Raw genomic sequence first — 21,099 nt, forward strand, 5'->3', positions numbered from 1 at the left:
TGTGCCGTGGGCGGGAGCGAAGTCCGGTTCGGGGAGTTCGTGGCGGTGCGGCGGCACGGTGACGGCGGGGTGGTCGCGGAGCTGGTGCTGGACCGGCCCAAGGCGATGAACGCCGTCTCGACGGAGATGGCCCGCTCGGTCTCCGCCGCCTGTGACGCGCTGGCGGCCGATCCCGGCGTACGGGTCGTCGTGCTCTCCTCGACGCACGAGCGGGCCTTCTGCGTGGGCGCCGACCTCAAGGAGCGCAACTCGCTGTCGGACGCCGAGCTGGTGCGGCAGCGGCCGACCACCCGGGGCGCGTACGGGGGCGTGCTGGAGCTGCCGATGCCGACGATCGCGGCGGTGCACGGCTTCGCGCTGGGCGGCGGCTTCGAGCTGGCGCTGGCCTGCGACGTGATCGTGGCCGACGAGACGGCCGTCGTGGGGCTGCCCGAGGTGTCGGTGGGCGTGATCCCCGGCGGCGGCGGTACACAGCTGCTGCCGCGCCGGGTCGGGGCGGCGCGGGCCGCCGAGCTGATCTTCACCGCCCGCCGGGTGGAGGCGGCCGAGGCGCTGTCCCTGGGCCTGGTCGACGAGGTGGCACCGGCGGGCACCGACCGGGCGCGGGCCCTGGAGCTGGCCGCGGCGATGGCGGCGAACTCCCCGGTGGGGCTGCGGGCGGCCAAGCGGGCGCTGCGGCTGGGGCACGGGATGGACCTGGCGGCCGGGCTGGAGATCGAGGACGCGGCCTGGCGCACGGTGGCCTTCTCGGGCGACCGGGCGGAGGGCGTGGCGGCGTTCAACGAGAAGCGCAAGCCGCAGTGGCCGGGGGAGTAGACGGACCGGCGGTGCGGCTTCCGCTTCACCCGGTGATTTCGGATTCACCCCATCTCGCGCTATCCATCACTTAATCGGATAAAACTCCCTAATCTGGGGTGATGGGAGTTGACGGACGGCTTCGGGCCGTCGTGGGCCTCGCGCAGGCCATGGCGGCGGCCTGCGTGCCGCGGGACAGTGTCCGGGCTGCCGCCCGCGGGGCGCGGCTGGCGATGGACGGCTCCTTCGCCGCCATCTCCGCCTGGGAGCGGGAGCGGGGCCGGCTGCGGGTCCTGGTGAACGAGGGGGAGCTGCGGCCCGGGGAGGAGGAGTTCCCCGAGGACGAGTCCTACCCCGTCCACGACTTCCCCGAGATCACCGAGTTCCTGCACGAGCGCTGGGTCGGGGGTGGCGGTCCGCACGCCTGGGTCGACAGCGCCGACGGCGGCCGGCCGGGGCGCAGGGGGGCGGCCCTGCGGGCGCGCGGGCGCGGGACGTGCGTGGTGGCGCCGATCGTGCTCAGCGGGCGCGCCTGGGGGGAGCTGTACGTCGCCCGGAACGAGGGGCTGCCCGGATTCGACGACACCGACGCGGAGTTCGCGACCGTCCTGGCGGCCGTGGTGGCGGCAGGGCTCGCGCAGAACGAGCGGCTGGAGGAGGCCCGGCGGCTGGCCTTCACCGACCCGCTGACCGGCCTGGCCAACCGGCGGGCCGTGGACATGCGGCTCGACGAGGCGCTGGAGGAGCACCGGCGCACGGGGGCGGTGGTGAGCCTGGTCGTCTGCGATCTCAACGGCCTCAAGAAGGTCAACGACACCCTCGGGCACGCGACCGGCGACCGGCTGCTGGAACGGTTCGGCTCGGTGCTCAGCCTGTGCGGGGCCATGCTCGCGGGCACGCTGGTCGCCCGGCTGGGCGGGGACGAGTTCTGCCTGGTCAGCGTCGGCCCGTCGGCGGACGAGGTGGTACGGGTCACCGAGGAGGTCTGCGTACGGGCGGCCGCGCTGGAGCTGGGGGAGGGCGTGGCCTGCGGGGTGGCCTCCACCGGGGACCCGATCGGGGCGGTGAAGTCCTCCCGGCGGCTGTTCCGGCTGGCGGACGCCGCGCAGTACAAGGCGAAGGCCGCCCGTTCGGTGGGCCCGGTGGTCGCGGGCCGGGACACGGCGGTGGTCCGGCTGGCCGACGCGGCGGCGCGCGAGGCCCCGGGGGAGCGGCGGCGGTTCCGGGGGCGGCAGTAGCCGGCGGGGTGGATCCGTAAGCGGTGGGGTTGATCCGTAAGGGGTAACCGGCGGACCCGATCGTGACATTTTCAGCTAGTGACATGAAGGGATTCAGTCCGTAGGGTGCTGAATATGGATATGCACACTGTCGTGGTGGGGACCTCCGGGACCACCGCCGAGGACGTCATCGCCGTCGCCCGAGGCAACGCGCGGGTCGAGCTGTCCGGCGAGGCGCTCGAAGCCCTCGGCCGCGCCCGCGAGATCGTCGACGCGCTCGCCGCCAAGCCCGAGCCCGTCTACGGCGTCTCGACCGGCTTCGGCGCCCTCGCCTCCCGGCACATCAGCCCCGAGCTGCGCGCGCAGCTCCAGCGCAACATCGTCCGCTCGCACGCCGCCGGCATGGGCCCGCGCGTCGAGCGCGAGGTCGTCCGCGCCCTGATGTTCCTGCGCCTGAAGACGGTGGCCTCCGGTCACACCGGCGTACGGCCCTCGGTCGCCCAGACCATGGCCGACCTGCTCAACGCCGGCATCACCCCCGTCGTCCACGAGTACGGCTCCCTCGGCTGCTCCGGCGACCTCGCGCCCCTGTCCCACTGCGCCCTCGCGCTCATGGGCGAAGGCGACGCCGAGGGCCCCGACGGCACCGTCCGCCCGGCCGGCGAACTCCTCGCCGAGCACGGCATCGAGCCCGTCGAGCTCCGTGAGAAGGAGGGCCTCGCCCTCCTCAACGGCACCGACGGCATGCTCGGCATGCTGGTCATGGCCCTCGCCGACCTGCGGACCCTCTACACCTCCGCCGACATCACCGCCGCCCTCACCCTGGAGGCGCTGCTCGGCACCGAGAAGGTCCTCGCGCCCGAGCTGCACGCCATCCGCCCCCACCCCGGCCAGGGCGCCGCCGCCGCCAACATGGCCGCCGTCCTGAAGGGCTCCGGGCTCACCGGGCACTTCCAGGAGGAGTCCGCGCCGCGCGTGCAGGACGCCTACTCCGTGCGCTGCGCCCCCCAGGTCGCCGGCGCCGGCCGCGACACCATCGCGCACGCCGCCCTCGTCGCCTCCCGCGAGCTGGCCTCCGCCGTCGACAACCCGGTCGTCCTGCCCGACGGCCGCGTCGAGTCCAACGGCAACTTCCACGGCGCGCCCGTGGCCTACGTCCTGGACTTCCTGGCCATCGCCGCCGCGGACCTCGGCTCGATCGCCGAACGGCGCACCGACCGGCTCCTCGACAAGAACCGCAGCCACGGCCTGCCGCCGTTCCTCGCCGACGACGCCGGCGTCGACTCCGGCCTGATGATCGCCCAGTACACGCAGGCCGCCCTGGTCAGCGAGATGAAGCGGCTCGCCGTCCCGGCGTCGGCCGACTCCATCCCGTCCTCCGCCATGCAGGAGGACCACGTCTCCATGGGCTGGTCGGCGGCACGCAAGCTGCGCACCGCGGTCGACAACCTGACCCGCATCATCGCCATCGAGCTGTACGCGGCCACCCGCGCCCTGGAGCTGCGCCACGGCCTCACCCCGGCCCCGGCCAGCCAGGCCGTCCTCGCGGCGGTCCGCGCGGCCGGCGTCGAGGGCCCCGGCCCGGACCGCTTCCTGGCCCCGGACCTCGCGGCGGCCGACGCCTTCGTCCGCGCGGGCGGCCTGGTGGCGGCGGTCGAGCCGGTGACGGGCCCGCTGGCGTAGGCCCACTGCGTGCCGCGAGGCCGCGCTCCGGGGGGTGCCCGGGGCGCGGCCTCGCTTTTTCCCCCTCGAGGGACCCCGGCGGGCCGGTGGCTGCCCACCCGCCTCTGCGGCCGCCCCCGCCGGGCGGCGGCGAAAAGCCGACCGGTACCGGTGGTTGGCGGAACCCGACTCGGCGGTCTCAGGGAAGGGTTGGGGCTTTCCCGTCAGTCCCACTGTCCTTCCGGTCCGGGCCGCCCTGTCAAGGGCGCTCCCTTCGGTCGCGTCGCTTCGCGATCGCCTGCGGCGACCCTTGACAGCACGACCCGCCCCGGAAAGACAAGGACTGCCGGGAAACCACCAAAAGGACGGCACGGTCGTACCTGAGACATCCGGCGGGATCAGCGACCAGCCGGGGGGCCGGGGGCCGCCTCGCCAAGCATCTGGGCCGACGAGCCGTCGAATCGGGGCCGCGATCCGCAACAGATCGCTACGCGCTCCTCACTTCTCAGCGTCTACCAGCCGCCTGGGGTCGCTGCCCGCAGGAAGGGACGACAGGATCGTCATCCGGGGCCGGTGGGCGCATCAAATCGCTACGCGCTCCTGTCTTTTCGGCGTCCGGCGACCGTCTGGGGCCGCTGCCCGCACCCAAAGCCGACGGAATTGGCATCCGGAGCCGCCAGGCGCGCCAGATCGCTACGCGCTTCTCCTTTTTCGGCGTCCGACAGCCGACTGGGGCTGATACCTGCACCAAATGACGAACAGAGCAGCATCCGGGCTCGCGGGCGCGTCAGATCGCTACGCGCTGCCGAAATCCCGGCGTCCGGCGGCCGTCTGTGGCTGGTGGCGGCACCAAAAGCCGATCCGCAGAGCATCCCGGCCCAAGACGGCCGCCAGCCGCCGAGATTTGAGGAGCGCGTAGCGATCTGACGCGCCTGGGGCCGCCTGATGGCCTTCTCATCGGCAATTGGTGCAGACAGCGACCCCAGACGGCCGCCGGACGCCGAAAAGAGAGGAGCGCGTAGCGATTTGATGCGCCCACCGGCCCCGGATGACGCTCTGTTCGTCATTTGGTGCGGGTATCAGCCCCAGGCGGTCGCCGGCCGCCATAACCAGAGGAGCGCGTAGCGATCTGTCGCGGATCGCGGCCCCGGATGGCAATCCTGGCGGCCCGGATGCCCGGCGAGGCGGCCCCCGACCATCCCGCCTGGTCGCTGAGTCCGCCGGATGTCCTATGAACGTCCGTCCCGTTCCTTTGGGGGTTTCCCGGCAGTCTTCGTTTTTCCGTGGCGGGACGGCCTGTCAAGGGTCGCCGCAGGCGATCGCGAAGCGACGCGACGAAGGAGCGCCCTTGACAGGGCGGCCCGACGCGGAAGGACGATGAGACTGACGGGAAAGCCCCAACCCATCCCTGAGACCGCTGAGTGTGGTCCCGCCCTCCTGGGTGCCGGTGCGCTGTCCGGTTCCGGCCCGCGCGGGTCCCGTTGCGAGGTGGGTGGGCAAACACCGCCCCGCCCCCACCCCTCGAGGGGCGATGGCGCGCCCCTACCCCACCCGGGCCCGGCGGACCGAGAAGGCCACGAAGCCTGCGCCCAGGCCCAGGCAGAGGGTGCCGCCCAGGACGTACGGGGTGGTGTCGATGCTGCCCGTGTCGGCCAGGGAGAGGACCGTGATCGTCGCGGGGTGTTCCTCCGGGGCGATGGTGCCGTCTCCGGTGCCCTCGCCCGTGACAGTGCCGGTATTGGCGGCGGCCGGGGCTCCGGTGGAGGTCTCGGGTGCCGGGGCGGTGGCGTTCGCCGACGGGACGAACCAGAGGGCGGCGAGGAGGGTGGTCGCTCCGAGAGCGGTGAGCAGCGGTCGAGGTGCGGACACGGTGCGATCCCCCTTGCGGAAGCAGCGAATTGGCCGTGTGCGCAGATGCTAGTGAAAGGGGCGGGTCGCGGGAAAGTCGAGGCTGTCAGGGGCTTACTCTCCGTCGTATGAACCCTTCTGAGACATCACGATACGTACGGCTTCGGGTGGATTTGGTGCTGGAGGTGTCGGATTCCGACGCCCTCATCGGTGCCGCTCTCGCGCACATCAAGGCCGACGAGTTCATGCCGGACGAGGAACGTGGCCACGCCGAGTCCGCGGTGAGGGAAGATGAGTCCGAGGCCCTGGCCTACCTCGTCGACCCGACCGACCTGGTCGCGGAGCTCGCCGGCGTGGAGCTGGCCCAGGCCTCCTGGAGCAGTGAGCCCGTCGAATACGACCCCGAGTCCCTGGAGTGGGACCTGGACGAGGAAGATGGGGTCTTCGAGGAAGAGGCAGACAACGCCTGACCGTGGGGTTGCACACATTCGAACGGAGTGTGGAACCGAACCGCGTCGTTAACGCGTTGTCAGGACGTGCAGGGGGGTGATGCCCCCTGCCCGGCCCGATCCCGGGAATGCAGCCTCGGGATTTCCGGCAACGATGGAGTGACGTGTGAGGACGTACAGCAAGCGGCGGCGAAGGTCTCTGGTGGCCGTGTCCGCCGTGCTCGGCGGCGTACTGATGCTTTCGGCCTGCAACGACGGGGGTGCCGACAAGTCTCAGGGCGGTGGTTCGGCCAAGTCCCAGGCCGATGTCGACGCGGCGGCGGCGAAGGACGCTTCCAAGGCGAAGATAGCGATCACGCCGAAGGACGGCGCGACCAACATAGCCACGACCGACGGAGCGAGCGTCACGGTCAGCGACGGTACGCTCACCAAGGTCGAGCTGAAGAGCGCCGACGGTACGGCCGTCGAGGGCAAGATCGCGGCCGACGGCAAGAGCTGGAAGCCGGACGGCGCGCTGAAGCGTTCCACGAAGTACGCCCTGGCGGCGACCGCGAAGGACGAGGCCGGGCGCGAGGCGCACGAGAACACCTCCTTCACCACCCTGTCGCCCGAGAACAGCTTCATCGGCGACTACACGCCGGAAGACGGCCAGACGGTCGGCGTGGGCATGCCGGTCTCGATCAACTTCAACAAGCCGATCAAGGACATGAAGGCCGTCCAGGCGGCGATCACGGTCACCTCCAGCAGCGGCCAGGAGGTCGTCGGCCACTGGTTCGGCAACCAGCGCCTGGACTTCCGTCCCGAGGAGTACTGGAAGGCCAACTCCACCGTCACGCTGAAGCTGGCGCTCCAGGGCGTGCAGGGCGCGCCCGGCATCCAGGGCGTGCAGAACAAGACCGTCACCTTCAAGATCGGCCGGAGCCAGGTCTCCACGGTCGACACGAAGACCAAGAAGATGACGGTCACCCGCGACGGACAGGTCCTCAAGACCATCCCGATCTCGGCGGGCTCCCCGGAGAACCCGACCTACAACGGTCAGATGGTGATCTCCGAGAAGTTCAAGGAGACCCGGATGGACGGCTCGACCGTCGGCTTCAAGAACAGTGAGGGCAAGGGCGAGTACGACATCAAGGACGTCCCGCATGCGATGCGGCTGTCCACGTCGGGCACGTTCATCCACGGCAACTACTGGGGCGCCGACTCGATCTTCGGCAGCGTGAACACCAGCCACGGCTGTGTCGGCCTGAACGACTCCAAGGGCGCCAACGACCCGGACACGGCCGGTGCGTGGTTCTACGAGAACTCGCTCATCGGTGACGTGGTCACCGTGGTCAACTCCCCGGACAAGACCATCAAGCCGGACAACGGTCTCAACGGCTGGAACATGAGCTGGGCCGAGTGGAAGGCCGGACCGTCCGCCTGATGTGACGTGGTGTGTCGTGGTGTGATGTAACGGTCAGCCGGTAGGCGTGAACGGCGGGGAGCCTCCTTCGGGGCTCCCCGCCGTTCTGCTTACGGTCACCGACCGCCCTCGTCGCTCAGCCCTCGTCGCTCAGACCCGCTCCTCCCCGGGTGCGGGCGCCGGCGCCGGAGCCGGGCCGGATGCCGTCGGCGGCGGCATGGGGGCCGTCCACGACGACAACAGCCGCAGGGCGTCCGCCGACGGGGAGCCCGGGGCGGCGTGGAAGGTGACCAGGAACTGGGCCGGGTCGTCGGGCAGGGTCAGCGTCTCGAAGGACAGCTCCAGCTCGCCCACGAGGGGGTGGCGCAGCTGCTTCACCCCGTGCGTCTTGTCGGCCACCGTGTGCGCCGCCCACAGCCGGCGGAACTCCTCGTTCTTCACCGACAGCTCCCCGACCAGCGCCGTCAGCTGCTCGTCGTCGGGGTGCTGGCCGGCGTACAGCCGCAGGTTGCTGACCACCTCGCAGGCCCGGCACTCCCAGTCCGCGTACAGCTCCGCCGTCGCCGGGTCCAGGAACACCAGCCGCACCAGGTTCCGCTCCGCCGGCGGGTGCGCCCCGAAGTCGCCGAACACGGCCGCGGCCAGCCGGTTCCAGCCGATCACGTCCTGGCGCCGCCCCACCAGGTACGCCGGTACGCCCTCCATCGCGTCCAGCAGCGTGCGCAGCTCCGGGCGGACCTGCTGGGGCCGCCGGGCGCGGCCGCCCCTGCGGATGCGGGGGCTCGCCAGGTGGTTCAGGTGCGCCGTCTCCGTGTCGCCCAGGCGCAGCGCCCGCGCGACGGCGTCCAGCACCTCCGCCGACACGTTGTGGCCGTGGCCCTGCTCCAGGCGCGTGTAGTACGCCACCGACACCCCGGCCAGCTGCGCCAGCTCCTCCCGGCGCAGCCCCGGCACCCGGCGGCGCCGGCCGTAGTCGGGCAGGCCCACGTCCTCGGGGCGCAGCCGGGCGCGGCAGGTGCGGAGGAAGTCCCCCAGTTCGGCTCGTTGGTCCAGGTGGTGGTCCATAGCGCAAGTATCCGTGCCGGGGCGGCGCCGCGCGGGGCCCAGCCTGACCCCGCCAGGGGTAGGCACGGCAGTCCTAGGCTCAGCAGGGGTCTGGGCCGCCGTACCGTGCCGGGGCATCGTGGAGGCCGTCGCACCACCCGACGCCCGGCCGTCCGGAGATCCCAGGACCGGAAGGTCCGAAGACCACAGGATCCGAAGACCAGACGATCCGAAGAACCACAGGATCCGAAGACCAGAGGATCCGAAGATCCGCACGGCCGGCGTCCCTGTCCGAGGAGAACACCCCATGTCCGTCACCCAGGTAGCCGCCTACGCCGCCCCGGCCCCCAAGGCCCCCCTGGAGCGCACCACCGTGCCGCGCCGCCCGGTCGGCGAGCACGACGTCCTCATCGAGATCAAGTACAGCGGCATCTGCCACTCCGACATCCACCAGGCCCGCGACGGCTGGGGCGAGGGCATCTTCCCCATGGTCCCGGGCCACGAGATCGCCGGAGTGGTCACCGAGGTCGGCGCGGGCGTCACGAAGTACGCGGTCGGCGACCGCGTGGGCGTCGGCTGCTTCGTCGACAGCTGCCGGGAGTGCGAGTACTGCCTGGCGGGGCAGGAGCAGCACTGCGTCGAGGGGATGACGGGCACGTACAACGCCCTCGACAGGAACGGCGAGCCCACGTACGGCGGTTACTCCACGCACCTGGTCGTCGACGAGAACTACGCCGTCCGCATCCCCGAGGGCCTGTCCCTCGACGTGGCCGCGCCGCTGCTGTGCGCCGGGATCACCCTGTACGCGCCGCTGAAGCACTGGGGGGCGGGCCCGGGCAAGAAGGTCGCGATCGTCGGCCTGGGCGGCCTCGGGCACATGGGTGTGAAGATCGCGCACGCCCTGGGCGCGGAGGTGACCGTCCTGTCGCAGTCCCTGCGCAAGAAGGAGGACGGCCTGCGGCTGGGCGCCGACCACTACTACGCGACCGCCGACGAGGCCACGTTCCAGGAGCTCAAGGGACGCTTCGACCTGATCGTCTCGACGGTCTCGGCCCCGCTCGGCCTCGACCGCTACCTGGGCCTGCTGCGCGTCGGCGGCGCACTGGTGAACGTCGGTGCCCCGGAGGAGCCGGTGGAGCTGAACCTGTTCTCCGTCATCGGCGGCAACAAGACGCTGGCCGGCTCCATGATCGGCGGGATCGCCGAGACCCAGGAGATGCTCGACTTCTGCGCCGAGCACGGGCTGGGCTCGGAGATCGAGGTGATCAGCGGCGAGCAGATCAACGAGGCCTACGAGCGCGTCCTGGCCAGCGACGTCCGCTACCGCTTCGTGATCGACACCTCGACGATCTAACCCTCCGGGCCCTCCCGGCCGGCCAGGTCGACGAGCTGCCCGGCCAGGGGTTCGACCTCGGTCACGGCCTCGGAAGGAAGACCGCCCGCGAGGGCCCCGCCGCCGGCGTACCCAGGGCGTAGGGGCCGCCCCCGTCCGAAAGCGAAATGGCCGCTCCGGCGGGGACGGCCCGCCGGGGCGGCCGGGGCTCACGCCCCCGGGGCCGGGGCGACGCCGATCGGGCAGGAGACGCCCGTGCCGCCGATGCCGCAGTAGCCGCCGGGGTTCTTGTCGAGGTACTGCTGGTGGTACGGCTCCGCCGGCCAGAAGGGGCGGGTGTCCGCCGGGAGGACGGCCGTGGTGATCGTGCCGTAGCCCGAGGACGTGAGGACGCGCTGGTAGGCGTCGCGGGAGGCTTCGGCGGCCTTCTGGTGGGCGGGGGAGTGGGTGTAGACCGCCGAGCGGTACTGGGTGCCGACGTCGTTGCCCTGGCGGAAGCCCTGGGTGGGGTCGTGGGACTCCCAGAAGAGCTTCAGGAGGGTTTCGTAGGAGACGACCGCCGGGTCGAAGACCACGCGGACGACCTCCGTGTGGCCCGTGAGGCCCGAGCAGACCTCCTCGTACGACGGGTTCTGCGTGTAGCCGCCCTGGTAGCCGGCCAGGGTGGTCCACACCCCGGGGGTCTGCCAGAACTTGCGCTCCGCGCCCCAGAAGCAGCCCAGGCCGAAGTCGGCGACCTCCAGGCCTTCGGGGTAGGGGCCGGCCAGGGGGTTGCCGAGGACCGTGTGGCGCTCGGGCAGGGAGAACTGCGCTTCGGCGCGGCCCTTCAGGGCCTCCTCGCGGGTGGGCAGCTCGGGCGTGCGGCGGTACGAGAACATGGGATCCCTCCTTGTGGGAGGGACAACGGACGGGGGCGGGCGGGGATTCCCTCCCCGCCCGCCCCGGCGCTCACGCGTCCGCGGCCGTCACGTTCACCGCCCAGTCGCGGGCGTACAGGTAGCGCCGCTTCGGCTCCCCGGCGTACGTCCACGGAACGGCCCCGATGTGCCCGTCGACGTGGCGGAACTGCTCGACGGCCTCCGCGTCACGGTCCTGCCAGAACAGCAGGTAGGCCAGCATGTGCCGCATCCGCGGGGTACCGGGGTGCGCGTCGCCGGCGGCGGCCAGGTCCGCGAGGGCCGCGTCCACCGCGGCGACGATCTCCGGCTCCTTGTAGTACGTCTCCGGCAGGAGGCCGGCCTCGTGCGTCTCCCGCTCGAAGTACGCCATGAGCGGGAGCAGGGTCAGCAGGTCGCCGGGCTTCCCGGCGGCCGCCGACGCGCGGGCGTACTCCATGGCCAGGTCGTGCGAGCCCCGCCACTTCGCGCACCAGTACTGCAGGCCCGCGACGTGCGACCACAGCACGCGCGGGGCGCGTTCGGTGATCTGCTCCCACAGCTCCCGGTAGCGCTCGTGCGAGTAGCCCAGGCCCATGGCGATGGCCTGCTCGACGACGTACGGGCAGGGGTCCGCGGGAGCGGCCAGCCGCTGCGCCTCGTGCGCGTCGGCCTGCGCCTTGGTGAGCAGCTGGCGGAAGAGGCGGAACTGTTCCTGCGTGGTGCGGCGGCCGGACTGGCTGCCCCGCACGTTCCAGGCCACCATCACGCTGGTGTCGGCGTTGACCAGTGCCGCGGTGGGGTCGGTGGGCCGGGCGGCGCGCCAGGCCAGCAGCCAGGCGTCGTCCTCCGCGGCGGCTTCCGCCAGCGGGCGCACCCGCTCCAGCCGCTCCTGCCAGTCCTGCCCGGCGGCCTCGACGTACGCGGCGGCGGCCTCCCAGTCGCCCGAGCGGGCGGCTTCCAGGACGGTGCGGCGCTCGGCCGGGACCGGGGCGGGGTGGTCGGTGTCGAGGTCGGCCTCCGCGACGAAGCCCAGCGCGACGACCGCGGCCGCCTTGCGGGCCTGCTCGTCGGCTTCGGCGGCCTCCGTCCGCGCGTTCAGGGTGGCGATCTCCGCTTCGAGCCGCTTGGCCTTGCGGATGAGGAGCACCCCGCGCAGCACCCAGCAGGCGACGGCGAGCAGCAGGACGCCGAGGACGGCGAGTACGACGGTCACGGGGCGAGCACCAGCTTCCGCAGGAGGCCGGTGTCGGGCTGGTCGGCGACGGCCGCGTCGAGGGCGGGGCCGAGTTCGTCCTCGAAACCGGGGACGGGGTAGGACAGGGTGGCCGAGTCCGACCACGACAGTTCCCAGCGGGCGGCGCCGCGGGCGAGCAGTTCGACGGTGACCAGCTGGCCGAGGGCGCGCCGGACGACCGGGCGGGCGTACTCGCGGGCGGTGCGGCCGGTCGCGGCCTGCGCCTCCTCGGACTTCGGGAAGTGGTCGGCGATCCGCCAGCGCACCGCCGGGTCGGCGTCGATGGCGTCCAGCAGGGCGTCCAGGCCGGGGCCGGCGCCCTCCGCGGTGACGGCCTCGCGGATCTCCTCGGCGCCCCGGCCGACGTAGGTGGTCATCGACCGGTGGACGAGCTCGTCCCAGTCCACGCGGCTCAGCGCGAGGGCTTCGGGGGTGAGGACGACCTGCTCCAGCGCGGCCAGCGCCTCCTGCGGGGAGGAGAGCAGCTCCAGGGCCGGGCGGGCCGCCTGGCCGGTGCGGCCGTCGTCGGGCAGGGCTTCGATGCGGGCCACGCGCTCGGCGAGCGCGGGGTGCGAGTCGAAGGGGGAGGCGGGCTCGGTGGACAGCTCGCGGCGCAGGTCGTCCAGCTCGTCGGACCGGGCGTCGAGGAGGTGGCGGAGCCCGCCGAAGACCTGGCCGGGACGCGGCAGCAGGCCGGCGCCGACGCCGAGGGTGGCGTACGAGCTCATGTAGAAGCCGTGCGCCGAGTCGAGGGCGTTCAGCTCGCGCAGCGCGGAGGCGGCGGAGTCGCGGCCGGCGACGCGCACCGAGGCGAGGTCGGCGGCGAGTTCCTGGCGGCGCGAGGAGGAGAGGGTGGCGCGCATGTAGAAGTGGGCGTACCCGGTGTAGATCTTCGCCATGGCGCGGTAGGAGGCGCCCGCGCCGTCGGTGTCGATCTCCTTGGCCTTCTTGCCCTTGGCGATCCGCTTCTCGGCGCGCTTCTCCTGCCGGGCCCGCTCCTTGGCCTCGGTGTTGTCGGCGCGGTCGTGGAAGTGGCCGATGGTGCGCACCAGCTGCGCGCGGCCGCGGGCGATGAGCGGGGTGAGGCGGGTGTCGAAGTTGGCGTAGTGGCCCATCTCGTGGGCGAGGACGGCGCGCAGCTGCATCTCGTCCAGGCCGGTCATCAGGGGCAGGCCGAGGTAGAGGCGCCGGGTGCCGGCGCGCAGGCCGAGGAACGTCGCGTCCTCGGAGACGGCGGCGTTGACCTCGTCGATCAGCACGATCTCGTCGGGGGCACGGGTGCCGACCTGGTCGGCGACCTCGCGGACGGCCTGCCACAGGGCGGGCTCCTGCGCAGGGGTGACGCGGACGCCGGGCAGGGGTTCGGGCTTGGGGGTGCGGAGCATGAACATGCCGCGCACGATCGGGACGGCGAGGACCACGGTGCCGATGACGATCTTGCCGGCGGCCGCGCCGTGCAGCCAGGAGAAGGTCGCCCAGTCGACGAGTCCGAGGACGGCGAGCAGGACGACGCTCAGCAGGTAGAAGCCTGCGAGCAGGACGAGGGCGCGCAGAGCGCGCAGCGAAGCGCCCATATGGACGGGGTCCCCCCACGGGATGGTGCGGTCTTTGACGCGCAGTTTGTGCGATGTTTACGCGCACCTTACGTCCCGGGGCGGACGGGCGGGAGCGGGGGGCACCGGAGGGTACGGGCCGCCCGCTGGGCAGGGGCCGCCCGGCGGGGCGCGGCCAGGGGCGGCCGCCCCCGCCCCCGCCCCCGGGCCGCAGGTCAGTGGTGCGGCAGCGTGGCCGGAGAGCCGCCGTTCGCCTCGTACCCGGCCACCGCCAGCGCCCGGACCAGCGCGTACGCGTGCGCCGGGTCCTCGGACACCGACCACGGCAGCGCGCCCACGTAGCCGTCCACGTGCCGCACCTGCTCCATCGCCTCCGCCCAGCGCTCCATCCGCACCAGGAACCACAGCAGCAGGTGCCGCACGTGCGCCAGCATCGGATCGTCCGCCCGCGCCTGGTGCACCGCGAACAGGGCCCCGTCCACCGCCCGCGAGACGACCGCCGTACGCCCGAAGTCGTTCACCAGCAGCTGGTCGGGGAGGTTCTCGTACACGGAGAACAGCGGCAGCGCCGCCAGCAGCGACCCGTGCGGGGCGCGGGCCGCGGCCGCCTCGGCGAAGGCGGCGGCCTTCTCCCGCGAGCCGTGCCACTTCTCGCACCAGTAGTGCAGTGCCGCCAGGTGCGCGCCCATGTGCGCGGGCGCCACGTCGAGCACCTTCGCCCACAGCGCGTCGAACTCGGCCTCCGAGTAGGCCAGTCCCCGCGCGACCGCCAGCTCCGTGATGAACGGCACCGGGTCGCCCGGCGACAGCAGCGCCGCCCTGCGGCAGGCCTCCCGCGCCTCCTCCAGGATGATCCGGTGGTCCTGCGCCCCCACCCCGCCGGAGGACCGCCAGGCCTGCTGCACCAGCAGCTCCGCGTGCACCTGCGCGCCGCCCGCGTCCTTCTCGGCCTCCAGCCGCCACGCCTTCAGCCACGGCGCCCCGGCCCCGGGCCGCCGTACGAGGTCCAGCGCCGCCGCCCCGCCGAAGGCCTGCACCCGCTGCCAGCGCTGCTCGCCGTCCTTCGGGGTCCCGGCGAGCAGGGCGGAGGCGGCCTGCCACCCGCCGCCGCGCTGGACGTTCCCCAGGGCGTCCATCAAATCCGGGTCGGGCCCGGGCACCCGGACGTCGAGCTCCTCCTGCCGCACGAACCCGTAGTCGGCGGGGTCGGCGGCGTCGGGGCTGCCGGGCGACACCAGGCGCAGGCCGCCGCCGCGGCGGACCCGTACGAACCGATAGATCATGACGCCGGCCAGCACCAGCATCATCAGGACCCAGATCATCTGCATGTCTCCCAGCGAACCAGACCCGGCGGGGCGAACGCGAATGCGTGACCGATCCCGGCGCGCGCTCCCCGGCCGGGTCAGCCCGAGGTCACGGCGGAGTCAGGCCAGGAGAGGACCACGGGCCGCGCACGGCATAGCATCTGCCCCATGAGCGACGACAGCCACGAGCACCAGAGCTTCGAGACCCGCGCGATCCACGCGGGCAACACGGCGGACCCGCAGACCGGTGCGGTCGTACCCCCGATCTACCAGGTGTCCACCTACAAGCAGGACGGTGTGGGCGGCCTGCGCGGCGGATACGAGTACAGCCGCAGCGGCAACCCCACCCGCACCGCGCTGGAGGAGAACCTGGCCGCGCTCGAAGGCGGCCGCCGCGGCCTGGCCTTCGCGTCCGGGCTCGCCGCAGAGGACTGCCTGCTGCGCACCCTGCTCGCCCCGGGCGACCACGTGGTCATCCCCAACGACGCCTACGGCGGCACCTTCCGCCTCTTCGCGAAGGTCGTCTCCCGCTGGGGCGTGGAGTGGTCGGTCGCCGACACCTCCGACGCCGCCTCCGTGCGCGCCGCGATCACCCCGAAGACCAAGCTCATCTGGGTCGAGACCCCCTCGAACCCGCTGCTGGGCATCACCGACATCGCGGTGGTCGCGGACATCGCCCGCACGGCCGGCGCCAAGCTCGTCGTCGACAACACCTTCGCCTCCCCCTACCTCCAGCAGCCCCTCGCACTCGGCGCCGACGTCGTCGTGCACTCGCTGACCAAGTACATGGGCGGCCACTCCGACGTGGTCGGCGGCGCCCTGGTCACGGCGGACGAGGCCCTTGGCGAGGAACTCGCCTACCACCAGAACGCCATGGGCGCCGTGGCCGGGCCGTTCGACTCCTGGGTGGTGCTGCGCGGCATCAAGACCCTGGCCGTGCGCATGGACCGGCACGCCGAGAACGCCGCGAAGATCGTGGAGGTGCTCCAGCGCCACCCGAAGGTCACCAAGGTCCTCTACCCGGGCCTGCCCGAGCACCCGGGCCACGAGGTCGCCGCCAAGCAGATGCGCAACTTCGGCGGCATGGTCTCCTTCCAGGTCGCCGGCGGCGAGGAGGAGGCCGTCGCGGTCTGCGGCCGCACGAAGATCTTCACCCTGGCCGAGTCCCTGGGCGGCGTCGAATCCCTGATCGAGCACCCGGGCCGCATGACCCACGCCTCGGTGGCCGGTTCGGCCCTGGAGGTCCCCGCGGACCTGATCCGCCTGTCCGTCGGCATCGAGAACGCCGACGACCTGATCGCGGACCTCACCCAGGCCCTCGGCTAGTCCGCCACCGGCCGCCCCCGGGGGCTACCAGCCTTCCAGGGGCGGCGAGAGGTTGCTGGGCGGCGCCACCCACGGGTGCGTCAGCGCCGCCCACACCGCGAAGGCGGCCGCCGCCGCCCACAGCACCGCCCAGCCGAACCGGCGCAGGGCCCGGCGCCGCCGCAGCAGCCGGCGCCCCCGGGTGGCGGCGGCCGCCGCCAGACCGGCCGGCACCACCGGGTGCGGCCCCTCCAGCAGCCGCCTGACCTGTGATTCCTTACGGTCGTAGGGGCTCATGCCGCCCCCGCCGCCGACCGCAGCCCCTCGCGCAGGGCGGCCACCGCACGGTTGCGCAGGGCCTCCACCCGCTCCGGCGCCAGCCCCAGCTGAGCGGCCGTGACCTCCTCGGCGACGCCCTCGTAGACCCGCATCACCAGCACCAGCCGCTGCGCCGGGCTCAGCGGCGCCAGGATCCCGCTCCCCGGCGGCAGCCGCCGCGCGGTGCGCGCGTACGCGGCGCAGACCTCCTGGCGGGTGTGGTCGTAGGGGTCGTCGCCGCGCAGCCGTTCCCAGTACGCGTACGTACGGGCCAGCGCGCCGGCGAGGATGCGGTGCGCCGCGTGCGCCTGCGCCGGGGGCTCGGCCGTCAGCAGGACCGCAACGTGCAGGAGCCGCCCCGCCGCGCCCGCGACGAAGGCCTCGAACTCCAGGTCCCGCCCCGCACGCCGGTCCACAGCTCACATGGTGCGGCCTGCGCCACCACCCCGGTCAAGGGGTGTGACACGGCGGGATCCCGGGCCGGTTCAGGAGGCGGGGCCGCCCTCGGAGGCGGCGGACATCAGCTCCGACAGCGAGCCGTTGAAGCGGGTCAGCAGCCGTGTGAACACCTCGCGCTCCTCCTCCGCCCAGCCCTCGGTCACCCTGGCCATCAGCTCGCGCCGCGAGGAACGGACCTCCTCCAGCCGGGCCAGCCCGCGCGGGGACAGCGCGAGGACCACGGCCCGGCCGTCCTCGGGGTGCGAGGTCCGCTTGACCAGCCCGCCGTCGACCAGCGGGGCCACCTGCCGGGTGACGGTGGAGGAGTCGATGCCCATCCCGCCCGCCAGCGCCTTGACGCCCATCGGGCCTTCGAGGTCGAGCCGGTTCAGCAACAGGTACGCGGCGCGGTCCATGGAGTTGCGGGCCTGGCCGATCCCGCCGAGACGGGTCTGCTCGGCCCGGCGGGCGAAGACGGCCACCTGGTGCTGGAGCGCGTCGAGGAGTCCGGATCCGGCGGGCGCTTCGGCCGCCGTGGGCAGGTCGGAACTGGCCGGGATGGAGGGCATGCCGTGGCTCTCTTCGCGTGGGGCCGACAAGGATGGGGGACAGAGTACGCGGCCGTGCGGCGGCTCGTACGCCGCGTTTGACAACTGATACGACCCATCCGCGCGACCGCCCCCGACACGTCCCGCATGGCGGGATTTCGCCCCCCTCCCGGCGGCCGCCCCGGGCCCGCCTGGAGACCGCGCGGACGCCCCGTCCATCCCTGCGCCGGGGCCCCCGCGGGCTGCGAGACTGGCCGCATGAACTACCGCGTGCAGCCCGTCCCCCAGGTGATCCTCGACGACGTCCGGGGGGCTCAGAAGATGCTGTCCGGGGTCTCCCGGGTGACCCCGATGGAGGGCAGCCGGCACCTCACCTCCCTCGTGGGCGCCCCGGTCCACTTCAAGTGCGAGAACCTCCAGCGCACCGGCTCCTTCAAGCTGCGCGGCGCGTACGTGCGCATCGCGGGCCTGCGCCCCGAACAGCGCGCCGCCGGGGTCGTCGCCGCGAGTGCCGGAAACCACGCCCAGGGCGTGGCGCTGGCCTCCTCCCTGCTCGGGGTCCGCTCCACGGTGTTCATGCCGGTCGGCGCCCCGCTGCCCAAGGTGGCCGCGACCCAGGAGTACGGGGCCGAGGTGCGCCTGGAGGGGCAGGTCGTCGACGAGACCCTGGCCGCCGCCCAGGAGTACGCGGACCGCACCGGGGCGGTGTTCATCCACCCCTTCGACCACCGCGACATCATCGCCGGTCAGGGCACCGTCGGACTGGAGATCCTGGAGCAGTGCCCCGAGGTGCGCACCATCCTCGTCGGGGTCGGCGGCGGCGGCCTGGCCGCGGGCGTCGCGGTGGCGGTCAAGGCGCTGCGCCCGGACGTGAAGGTGATCGGCGTGCAGGCGGCGGGCGCGGCCGCGTACCCGCCCTCCCTCCAGGCGGGTCACCCGGTGTCCGTCGACCGCCCGGTCACGATGGCGGACGGGATCAAGGTCGGCCGGCCCGGCGACGTCCCGTTCGCGATCATCGGGGAGCTGCTGGACGACGTGCACACGGTGTCGGAGGACGCCCTGTCCAGCGCCCTGCTGCTGTGCCTGGAGCGGGCCAAGCTGGTGGTGGAGCCGGCCGGCTGCGCCCCGGTGGCGGCGCTGCTGAGCGAGCCCCGGCGGTACGCGGGCGGGCCGGTGGTGGCCGTGCTGTCCGGCGGCAACGTCGACCCGCTGCTGCTCCAGCGGATCCTGCGGCACGGCATGGCGGCGGCGGGCCGCTACCTGTCGCTGCGGCTGCGGGTGGCGGACGCGCCGGGGGCGCTGGCGGGGCTGCTGGGGGTGCTGTCGACGGTGGACGCGAACGTGCTGGACGTCAGCCACGTCCGGACCGACCCGAGGCTCGGGCTCACCGAGGTGGAGGTGGAGCTGCACCTGGAGACGAAGGGGCCCGAGCACTGCAGGGAGGTGGCCCGCACGCTGCACGGCGCGGGGTACCGGGTGATGGGCTGAGGACGAGGAAACGCCAGAGACCGCCCTGACCGTGGTCGTCCTCGCCGTCGTCGCCCTGATCGTCGGCTGGTGCACCCACGAGAACATCGGCAAGGTCCTCGCCGGCTTCGCCCTGCTGCTCCTGCTCGGCTACGCCTTCTCCTGGATCGGCGCCCTGATCGGCCTGTCGGTGCGCACCCCGGAGGCCGCCACCTCGGGCGGGCTGATCTGGCTCTTCCCGCTGACCTTCATCTCGAACGCCTTCGTCCCCTCCGAGAACATGCCGGCCTTCCTGCGGCACATCGCGGAGTGGAACCCCTTCAGCGCCACCGTCCAGGCGGCCCGCGAGCTCTTCGGCAACCTCCCCGAGGGCTACCCCGTGCCGGCGGCCTGGCCGATGCAGCACCCGGTCCTCGCGTCGGTCCTGTGGTCGCTGCTGATCATCGTGGTCTTCCGCACCCTCGCGGTCCGCAAGTACCGCTCCGCCACCGCCTGAGCCCGGGCGCGCCCGGACGCGCGCGAGCCCCCGCCGGAACAGGTCCGGCGGGGGCTCGCGTACGTCCTCGTAAAGGGGCCGGTCAGCCGTTGAAGGGCTTGACGGCCATGACCTTCACGGTGGCCTTCTTGCCGTTCGGGAGCTCGTACTGGGCGTCCTCGCCGACCTTCTTGCCCATGACGCCCGCGCCCAGCGGGGACTGCGGGGAGTAGGTCTCGAAGTCGTCGGAGGCGTACTCGCGGGAGGCCAGCAGGAACTCGAGCGTGTCGTCCTCGTCGCCGTCGAACGCGATGGTCACGAGCATGCCCGGGGCCACCTCGCCCTCGGCCGTCGTCGGCGCGGTGCCGACCTTCGCGTTCTCCAGGAGCTGGGTGAGCTGGCGGACGCGCAGCTCCTGCTTGCCCTGCTCCTCCTTGGCCGCGTGGTAGCCGCCGTTCTCGCGCAGGTCGCCCTCCTCGCGGGCAGCCGCGATCTTCATGGCGATCTCCGTGCGTGCGGGACCAGAGAGGTAGTCCAGCTCGGCCTTCAGCTGGTCGTACGCCGCCTGGGTCAGCCAGGTGACGCTCTCGCTCGTCTGGGTCACGGGTGCTCCTCGTCGGTACAGGGGACTACATAGCCGCCAGCGGCGGGCGAAACCACGAGCCTAACAATTCGGGAAGAAAAGGGGGAGGACACGATGTGTATGAAGTGTGTCATTGCCCCCGGAGGGTGCGCGCGTCCTCCCAGACGGTGCTGGTCCCGAAGTACGTGTCGTACAGGTCCTGGACCTCCAGCAGGCTCTCCGGCGGCACCTTCCCGTACCGGATGCGCTCCAGGTGGCGGAAGTACTCGAACCGCTCCACCCCCGGGGTGATGACCACCAGCATCTCGGCGCTCTCCCCGGGTGCGGCGGCGAAGGCGTGCTGCTGCCCCGGCGGCACGATGACCAGATCGCCGGCCTCGGCGGTGACCACCTTGTCGCCGGACAGCAGCTGGGCCGTCCCGTCGATCATGTAGAACATCTCGGCGGAGCGGCCATGGTGGTGCGGGCGGGCCCCGTCGGAGCCCGCCCGTAGGCTCACGCGCATGGTGGACAGGAACCCGCCGCCCGTGGAGCTGTCGGCCAGCAGCCGCAGGGAGGAGTCGGGCCCGTAGTGGATCTCCTCCGCGTCGGCGGCACGGACGACCACCGAGTCGTCGAAATCCGGGATGAACAGTGACACGTCGGCTCCTGGGGCTCCTGGTGCGCGGATGCGGAACACCCCAGTCCCTACCCCGCCCGCGGCCTGCCGTGCACACCCCCCGGCGGGGCTTCGTCAGCTCTCCGGGCGCTCGAAGTGCCCCGGACGGGTTCAGCGGGCGGTGCCCGCCTCCTGGCAGCCGACCAGCTCGACCATGGTGGCCCGGCCCGTGGTCTTCAGCGTGACCACCTCGTCCACGCGCGCCGCCTTCTGTGGGAACGTGAAGTCCGCCCGGCCGACCTCGCCGTGGTCCTGGTCCTGCGAATCGAGGGTGCAGACGCCGGTGACGGAGGCGTCCTTGCGGACCTCCAGGTGCACCTTCACCTCGGAGTCGGAGACGATCTGGAACTTGATCACCTCGGCGCTGACGCTCTGCCCGCCGACGTAGTCCCAGCCGATCCACCCGACGACGGCCAGCAGCCCGACACCGAGCACCGACCCCACGACCTTGAGCTTCCGGTCCGCACGCTCGTCCGCCGACCGGCCGTAACGGCCTTCCGGGAGCCCTTCGCGCACCGCGCTCATGATCGATTCCTCTCGCTGGGGAGGGTGAGGCACCCAGGAATTTTCCGTCCCCCGATTCGGTCA

20 protein-coding genes and 1 pseudogene are annotated in these 21,099 nt (G+C 72.7%); 9 read left to right on the forward strand and 12 right to left on the reverse strand.

Annotated features, from left to right (window positions below; genetic code table 11):
- The first annotated feature begins 6 nt into the window (after nt 1-6).
- The 3 genes from B4U46_RS22235 (at nt 7) to hutH (ending at nt 3,695) form a co-directional block, all read left to right on the forward strand.
- A complete protein-coding gene (locus B4U46_RS22235) occupies nt 7-816 on the forward strand; it encodes an enoyl-CoA hydratase/isomerase family protein (protein ID WP_079429462.1) in 810 nt (269 codons plus the stop codon).
- Nucleotides 817-917: 101 nt separating this feature from the next.
- Nucleotides 918-2,033 carry a GGDEF domain-containing protein gene (locus B4U46_RS22240; protein ID WP_079429463.1) on the forward strand — a complete coding sequence of 372 codons (1,116 nt, stop codon included), beginning with the start codon at nt 918-920 and terminating at the stop codon, nt 2,031-2,033.
- 120 nt (nt 2,034-2,153) lie between these two features.
- Nucleotides 2,154-3,695, forward strand: a complete 1,542-nt coding sequence (gene hutH, locus B4U46_RS22245) for a histidine ammonia-lyase (RefSeq protein WP_079429464.1) — start codon at nt 2,154-2,156, stop codon at nt 3,693-3,695.
- A 1,521-nt stretch (nt 3,696-5,216) separates the two neighbouring features.
- Here the strand turns inward: hutH and B4U46_RS22255 are convergent.
- Nucleotides 5,217-5,543: an LPXTG cell wall anchor domain-containing protein gene (locus B4U46_RS22255; protein WP_237293066.1), complete on the reverse strand. Its 327-nt coding sequence runs from the start codon at nt 5,541-5,543 to the stop codon at nt 5,217-5,219.
- 164 nt (nt 5,544-5,707) lie between these two features.
- Between B4U46_RS22255 and B4U46_RS39215 the strand changes: the two genes are divergently transcribed.
- Together B4U46_RS39215 and B4U46_RS22265 are read left to right on the forward strand one after the other, a co-directional pair.
- Nucleotides 5,708-5,992, forward strand: coding sequence for a hypothetical protein (locus tag B4U46_RS39215; RefSeq protein WP_237293067.1), 285 nt, complete (start codon nt 5,708-5,710; stop codon nt 5,990-5,992).
- A 145-nt stretch (nt 5,993-6,137) separates the two neighbouring features.
- Nucleotides 6,138-7,394 (forward strand): L,D-transpeptidase, encoded by a 1,257-nt coding sequence (locus B4U46_RS22265; RefSeq protein WP_100863011.1) that lies wholly within the window; start codon nt 6,138-6,140, stop codon nt 7,392-7,394.
- 129 nt (nt 7,395-7,523) lie between these two features.
- On the opposite strand, the gene B4U46_RS22270 is transcribed toward B4U46_RS22265, so the two are convergent.
- Nucleotides 7,524-8,438: a helix-turn-helix transcriptional regulator gene (locus B4U46_RS22270; protein ID WP_079429467.1), complete on the reverse strand. Its 915-nt coding sequence runs from the start codon at nt 8,436-8,438 to the stop codon at nt 7,524-7,526.
- Between the two features lie 286 nt (nt 8,439-8,724).
- Here B4U46_RS22270 and B4U46_RS22275 point away from each other — a divergent pair, with 286 nt between their 5' ends.
- Nucleotides 8,725-9,771 (forward strand): NAD(P)-dependent alcohol dehydrogenase, encoded by a 1,047-nt coding sequence (locus B4U46_RS22275; RefSeq protein WP_079429468.1) that lies wholly within the window; start codon nt 8,725-8,727, stop codon nt 9,769-9,771.
- Nucleotides 9,772-9,959: 188 nt separating this feature from the next.
- Here the strand turns inward: B4U46_RS22275 and msrA are convergent, their stop codons facing one another.
- The 4 genes from msrA to B4U46_RS22295 form a co-directional block, all read right to left on the reverse strand.
- Complete coding sequence (gene msrA / locus B4U46_RS22280; RefSeq protein WP_079429469.1) at nt 9,960-10,628, reverse strand: peptide-methionine (S)-S-oxide reductase MsrA; 669 nt, start codon at nt 10,626-10,628, stop codon at nt 9,960-9,962.
- Between the two features lie 70 nt (nt 10,629-10,698).
- The gene (locus B4U46_RS22285; RefSeq protein WP_079429470.1) at nt 10,699-11,841 is read right to left on the reverse strand and encodes a hypothetical protein; all 1,143 of its coding nucleotides are present in this window, start codon (nt 11,839-11,841) and stop codon (nt 10,699-10,701) included.
- Nucleotides 11,838-13,436, reverse strand: a complete 1,599-nt coding sequence (locus B4U46_RS22290) for a M48 family metallopeptidase (RefSeq protein ID WP_079429471.1) — start codon at nt 13,434-13,436, stop codon at nt 11,838-11,840. Before B4U46_RS22290 ends, B4U46_RS22285 begins: the two co-directional genes overlap by 4 nt.
- A 194-nt stretch (nt 13,437-13,630) precedes the next feature.
- Nucleotides 13,631-14,743 carry a hypothetical protein gene (locus B4U46_RS22295; protein WP_079429472.1) on the reverse strand — a complete coding sequence of 371 codons (1,113 nt, stop codon included), beginning with the start codon at nt 14,741-14,743 and terminating at the stop codon, nt 13,631-13,633.
- Between the two features lie 144 nt (nt 14,744-14,887).
- Between B4U46_RS22295 and B4U46_RS22300 the strand changes: the two genes are divergently transcribed.
- Nucleotides 14,888-16,045, forward strand: coding sequence for a cystathionine gamma-synthase (locus B4U46_RS22300; protein WP_079429473.1), 1,158 nt, complete (start codon nt 14,888-14,890; stop codon nt 16,043-16,045).
- A 24-nt stretch (nt 16,046-16,069) separates the two neighbouring features.
- Here the strand turns inward: B4U46_RS22300 and B4U46_RS38105 are convergent, their stop codons facing one another.
- The 3 genes from B4U46_RS38105 to B4U46_RS22310 all read right to left on the reverse strand — a co-directional run bounded on the left by B4U46_RS38105 (nt 16,070) and on the right by B4U46_RS22310 (nt 17,349).
- The gene (locus B4U46_RS38105; RefSeq protein WP_167747602.1) at nt 16,070-16,321 is read right to left on the reverse strand and encodes a hypothetical protein; all 252 of its coding nucleotides are present in this window, start codon (nt 16,319-16,321) and stop codon (nt 16,070-16,072) included.
- Nucleotides 16,318-16,758: a sigma factor-like helix-turn-helix DNA-binding protein gene (locus tag B4U46_RS38110; RefSeq protein ID WP_167747603.1), complete on the reverse strand. Its 441-nt coding sequence runs from the start codon at nt 16,756-16,758 to the stop codon at nt 16,318-16,320. The genes B4U46_RS38105 and B4U46_RS38110 overlap by 4 nt, the downstream gene beginning before the upstream one ends.
- Before the next feature lie 69 nt (nt 16,759-16,827).
- On the reverse strand, nt 16,828-17,349 hold the full coding sequence (locus B4U46_RS22310) for a MarR family winged helix-turn-helix transcriptional regulator (RefSeq protein ID WP_079429474.1): 522 nt from the start codon (nt 17,347-17,349) through the stop codon (nt 16,828-16,830).
- Nucleotides 17,350-17,586: 237 nt separating this feature from the next.
- Between B4U46_RS22310 and ilvA the strand changes: the two genes are divergently transcribed.
- Both ilvA and B4U46_RS22320 read left to right on the forward strand, forming a co-directional pair.
- Nucleotides 17,587-18,816 (forward strand): threonine ammonia-lyase, encoded by a 1,230-nt coding sequence (gene ilvA, locus B4U46_RS22315; RefSeq protein WP_079429475.1) that lies wholly within the window; start codon nt 17,587-17,589, stop codon nt 18,814-18,816.
- Between the two features lie 16 nt (nt 18,817-18,832).
- Nucleotides 18,833-19,291: pseudogene (locus B4U46_RS22320) on the forward strand (ABC transporter permease); the annotation flags it as partial.
- A gap of 82 nt (nt 19,292-19,373) precedes the next feature.
- On the opposite strand, the gene greA reads toward B4U46_RS22320, so the two are convergent.
- The 3 genes from greA to B4U46_RS22335 form a co-directional block, all read right to left on the reverse strand.
- Entirely contained in the window at nt 19,374-19,874 is a 501-nt protein-coding gene (greA, locus tag B4U46_RS22325; protein WP_079429476.1) for a transcription elongation factor GreA, read from the reverse strand.
- 109 nt (nt 19,875-19,983) lie between these two features.
- Entirely contained in the window at nt 19,984-20,493 is a 510-nt protein-coding gene (locus B4U46_RS22330) for a cupin domain-containing protein (protein ID WP_079429477.1), read from the reverse strand.
- A gap of 129 nt (nt 20,494-20,622) precedes the next feature.
- On the reverse strand, nt 20,623-21,036 hold the full coding sequence (locus B4U46_RS22335) for a DUF4307 domain-containing protein (RefSeq protein WP_079429478.1): 414 nt from the start codon (nt 21,034-21,036) through the stop codon (nt 20,623-20,625).
- Nucleotides 21,037-21,099 lie beyond the last annotated feature (63 nt).

The sequence above is a fragment of the Streptomyces katrae genome (genome assembly GCF_002028425.1).
GTDB classification, from domain to species: Bacteria; Actinomycetota; Actinomycetes; order Streptomycetales; family Streptomycetaceae; genus Streptomyces; species Streptomyces katrae_A.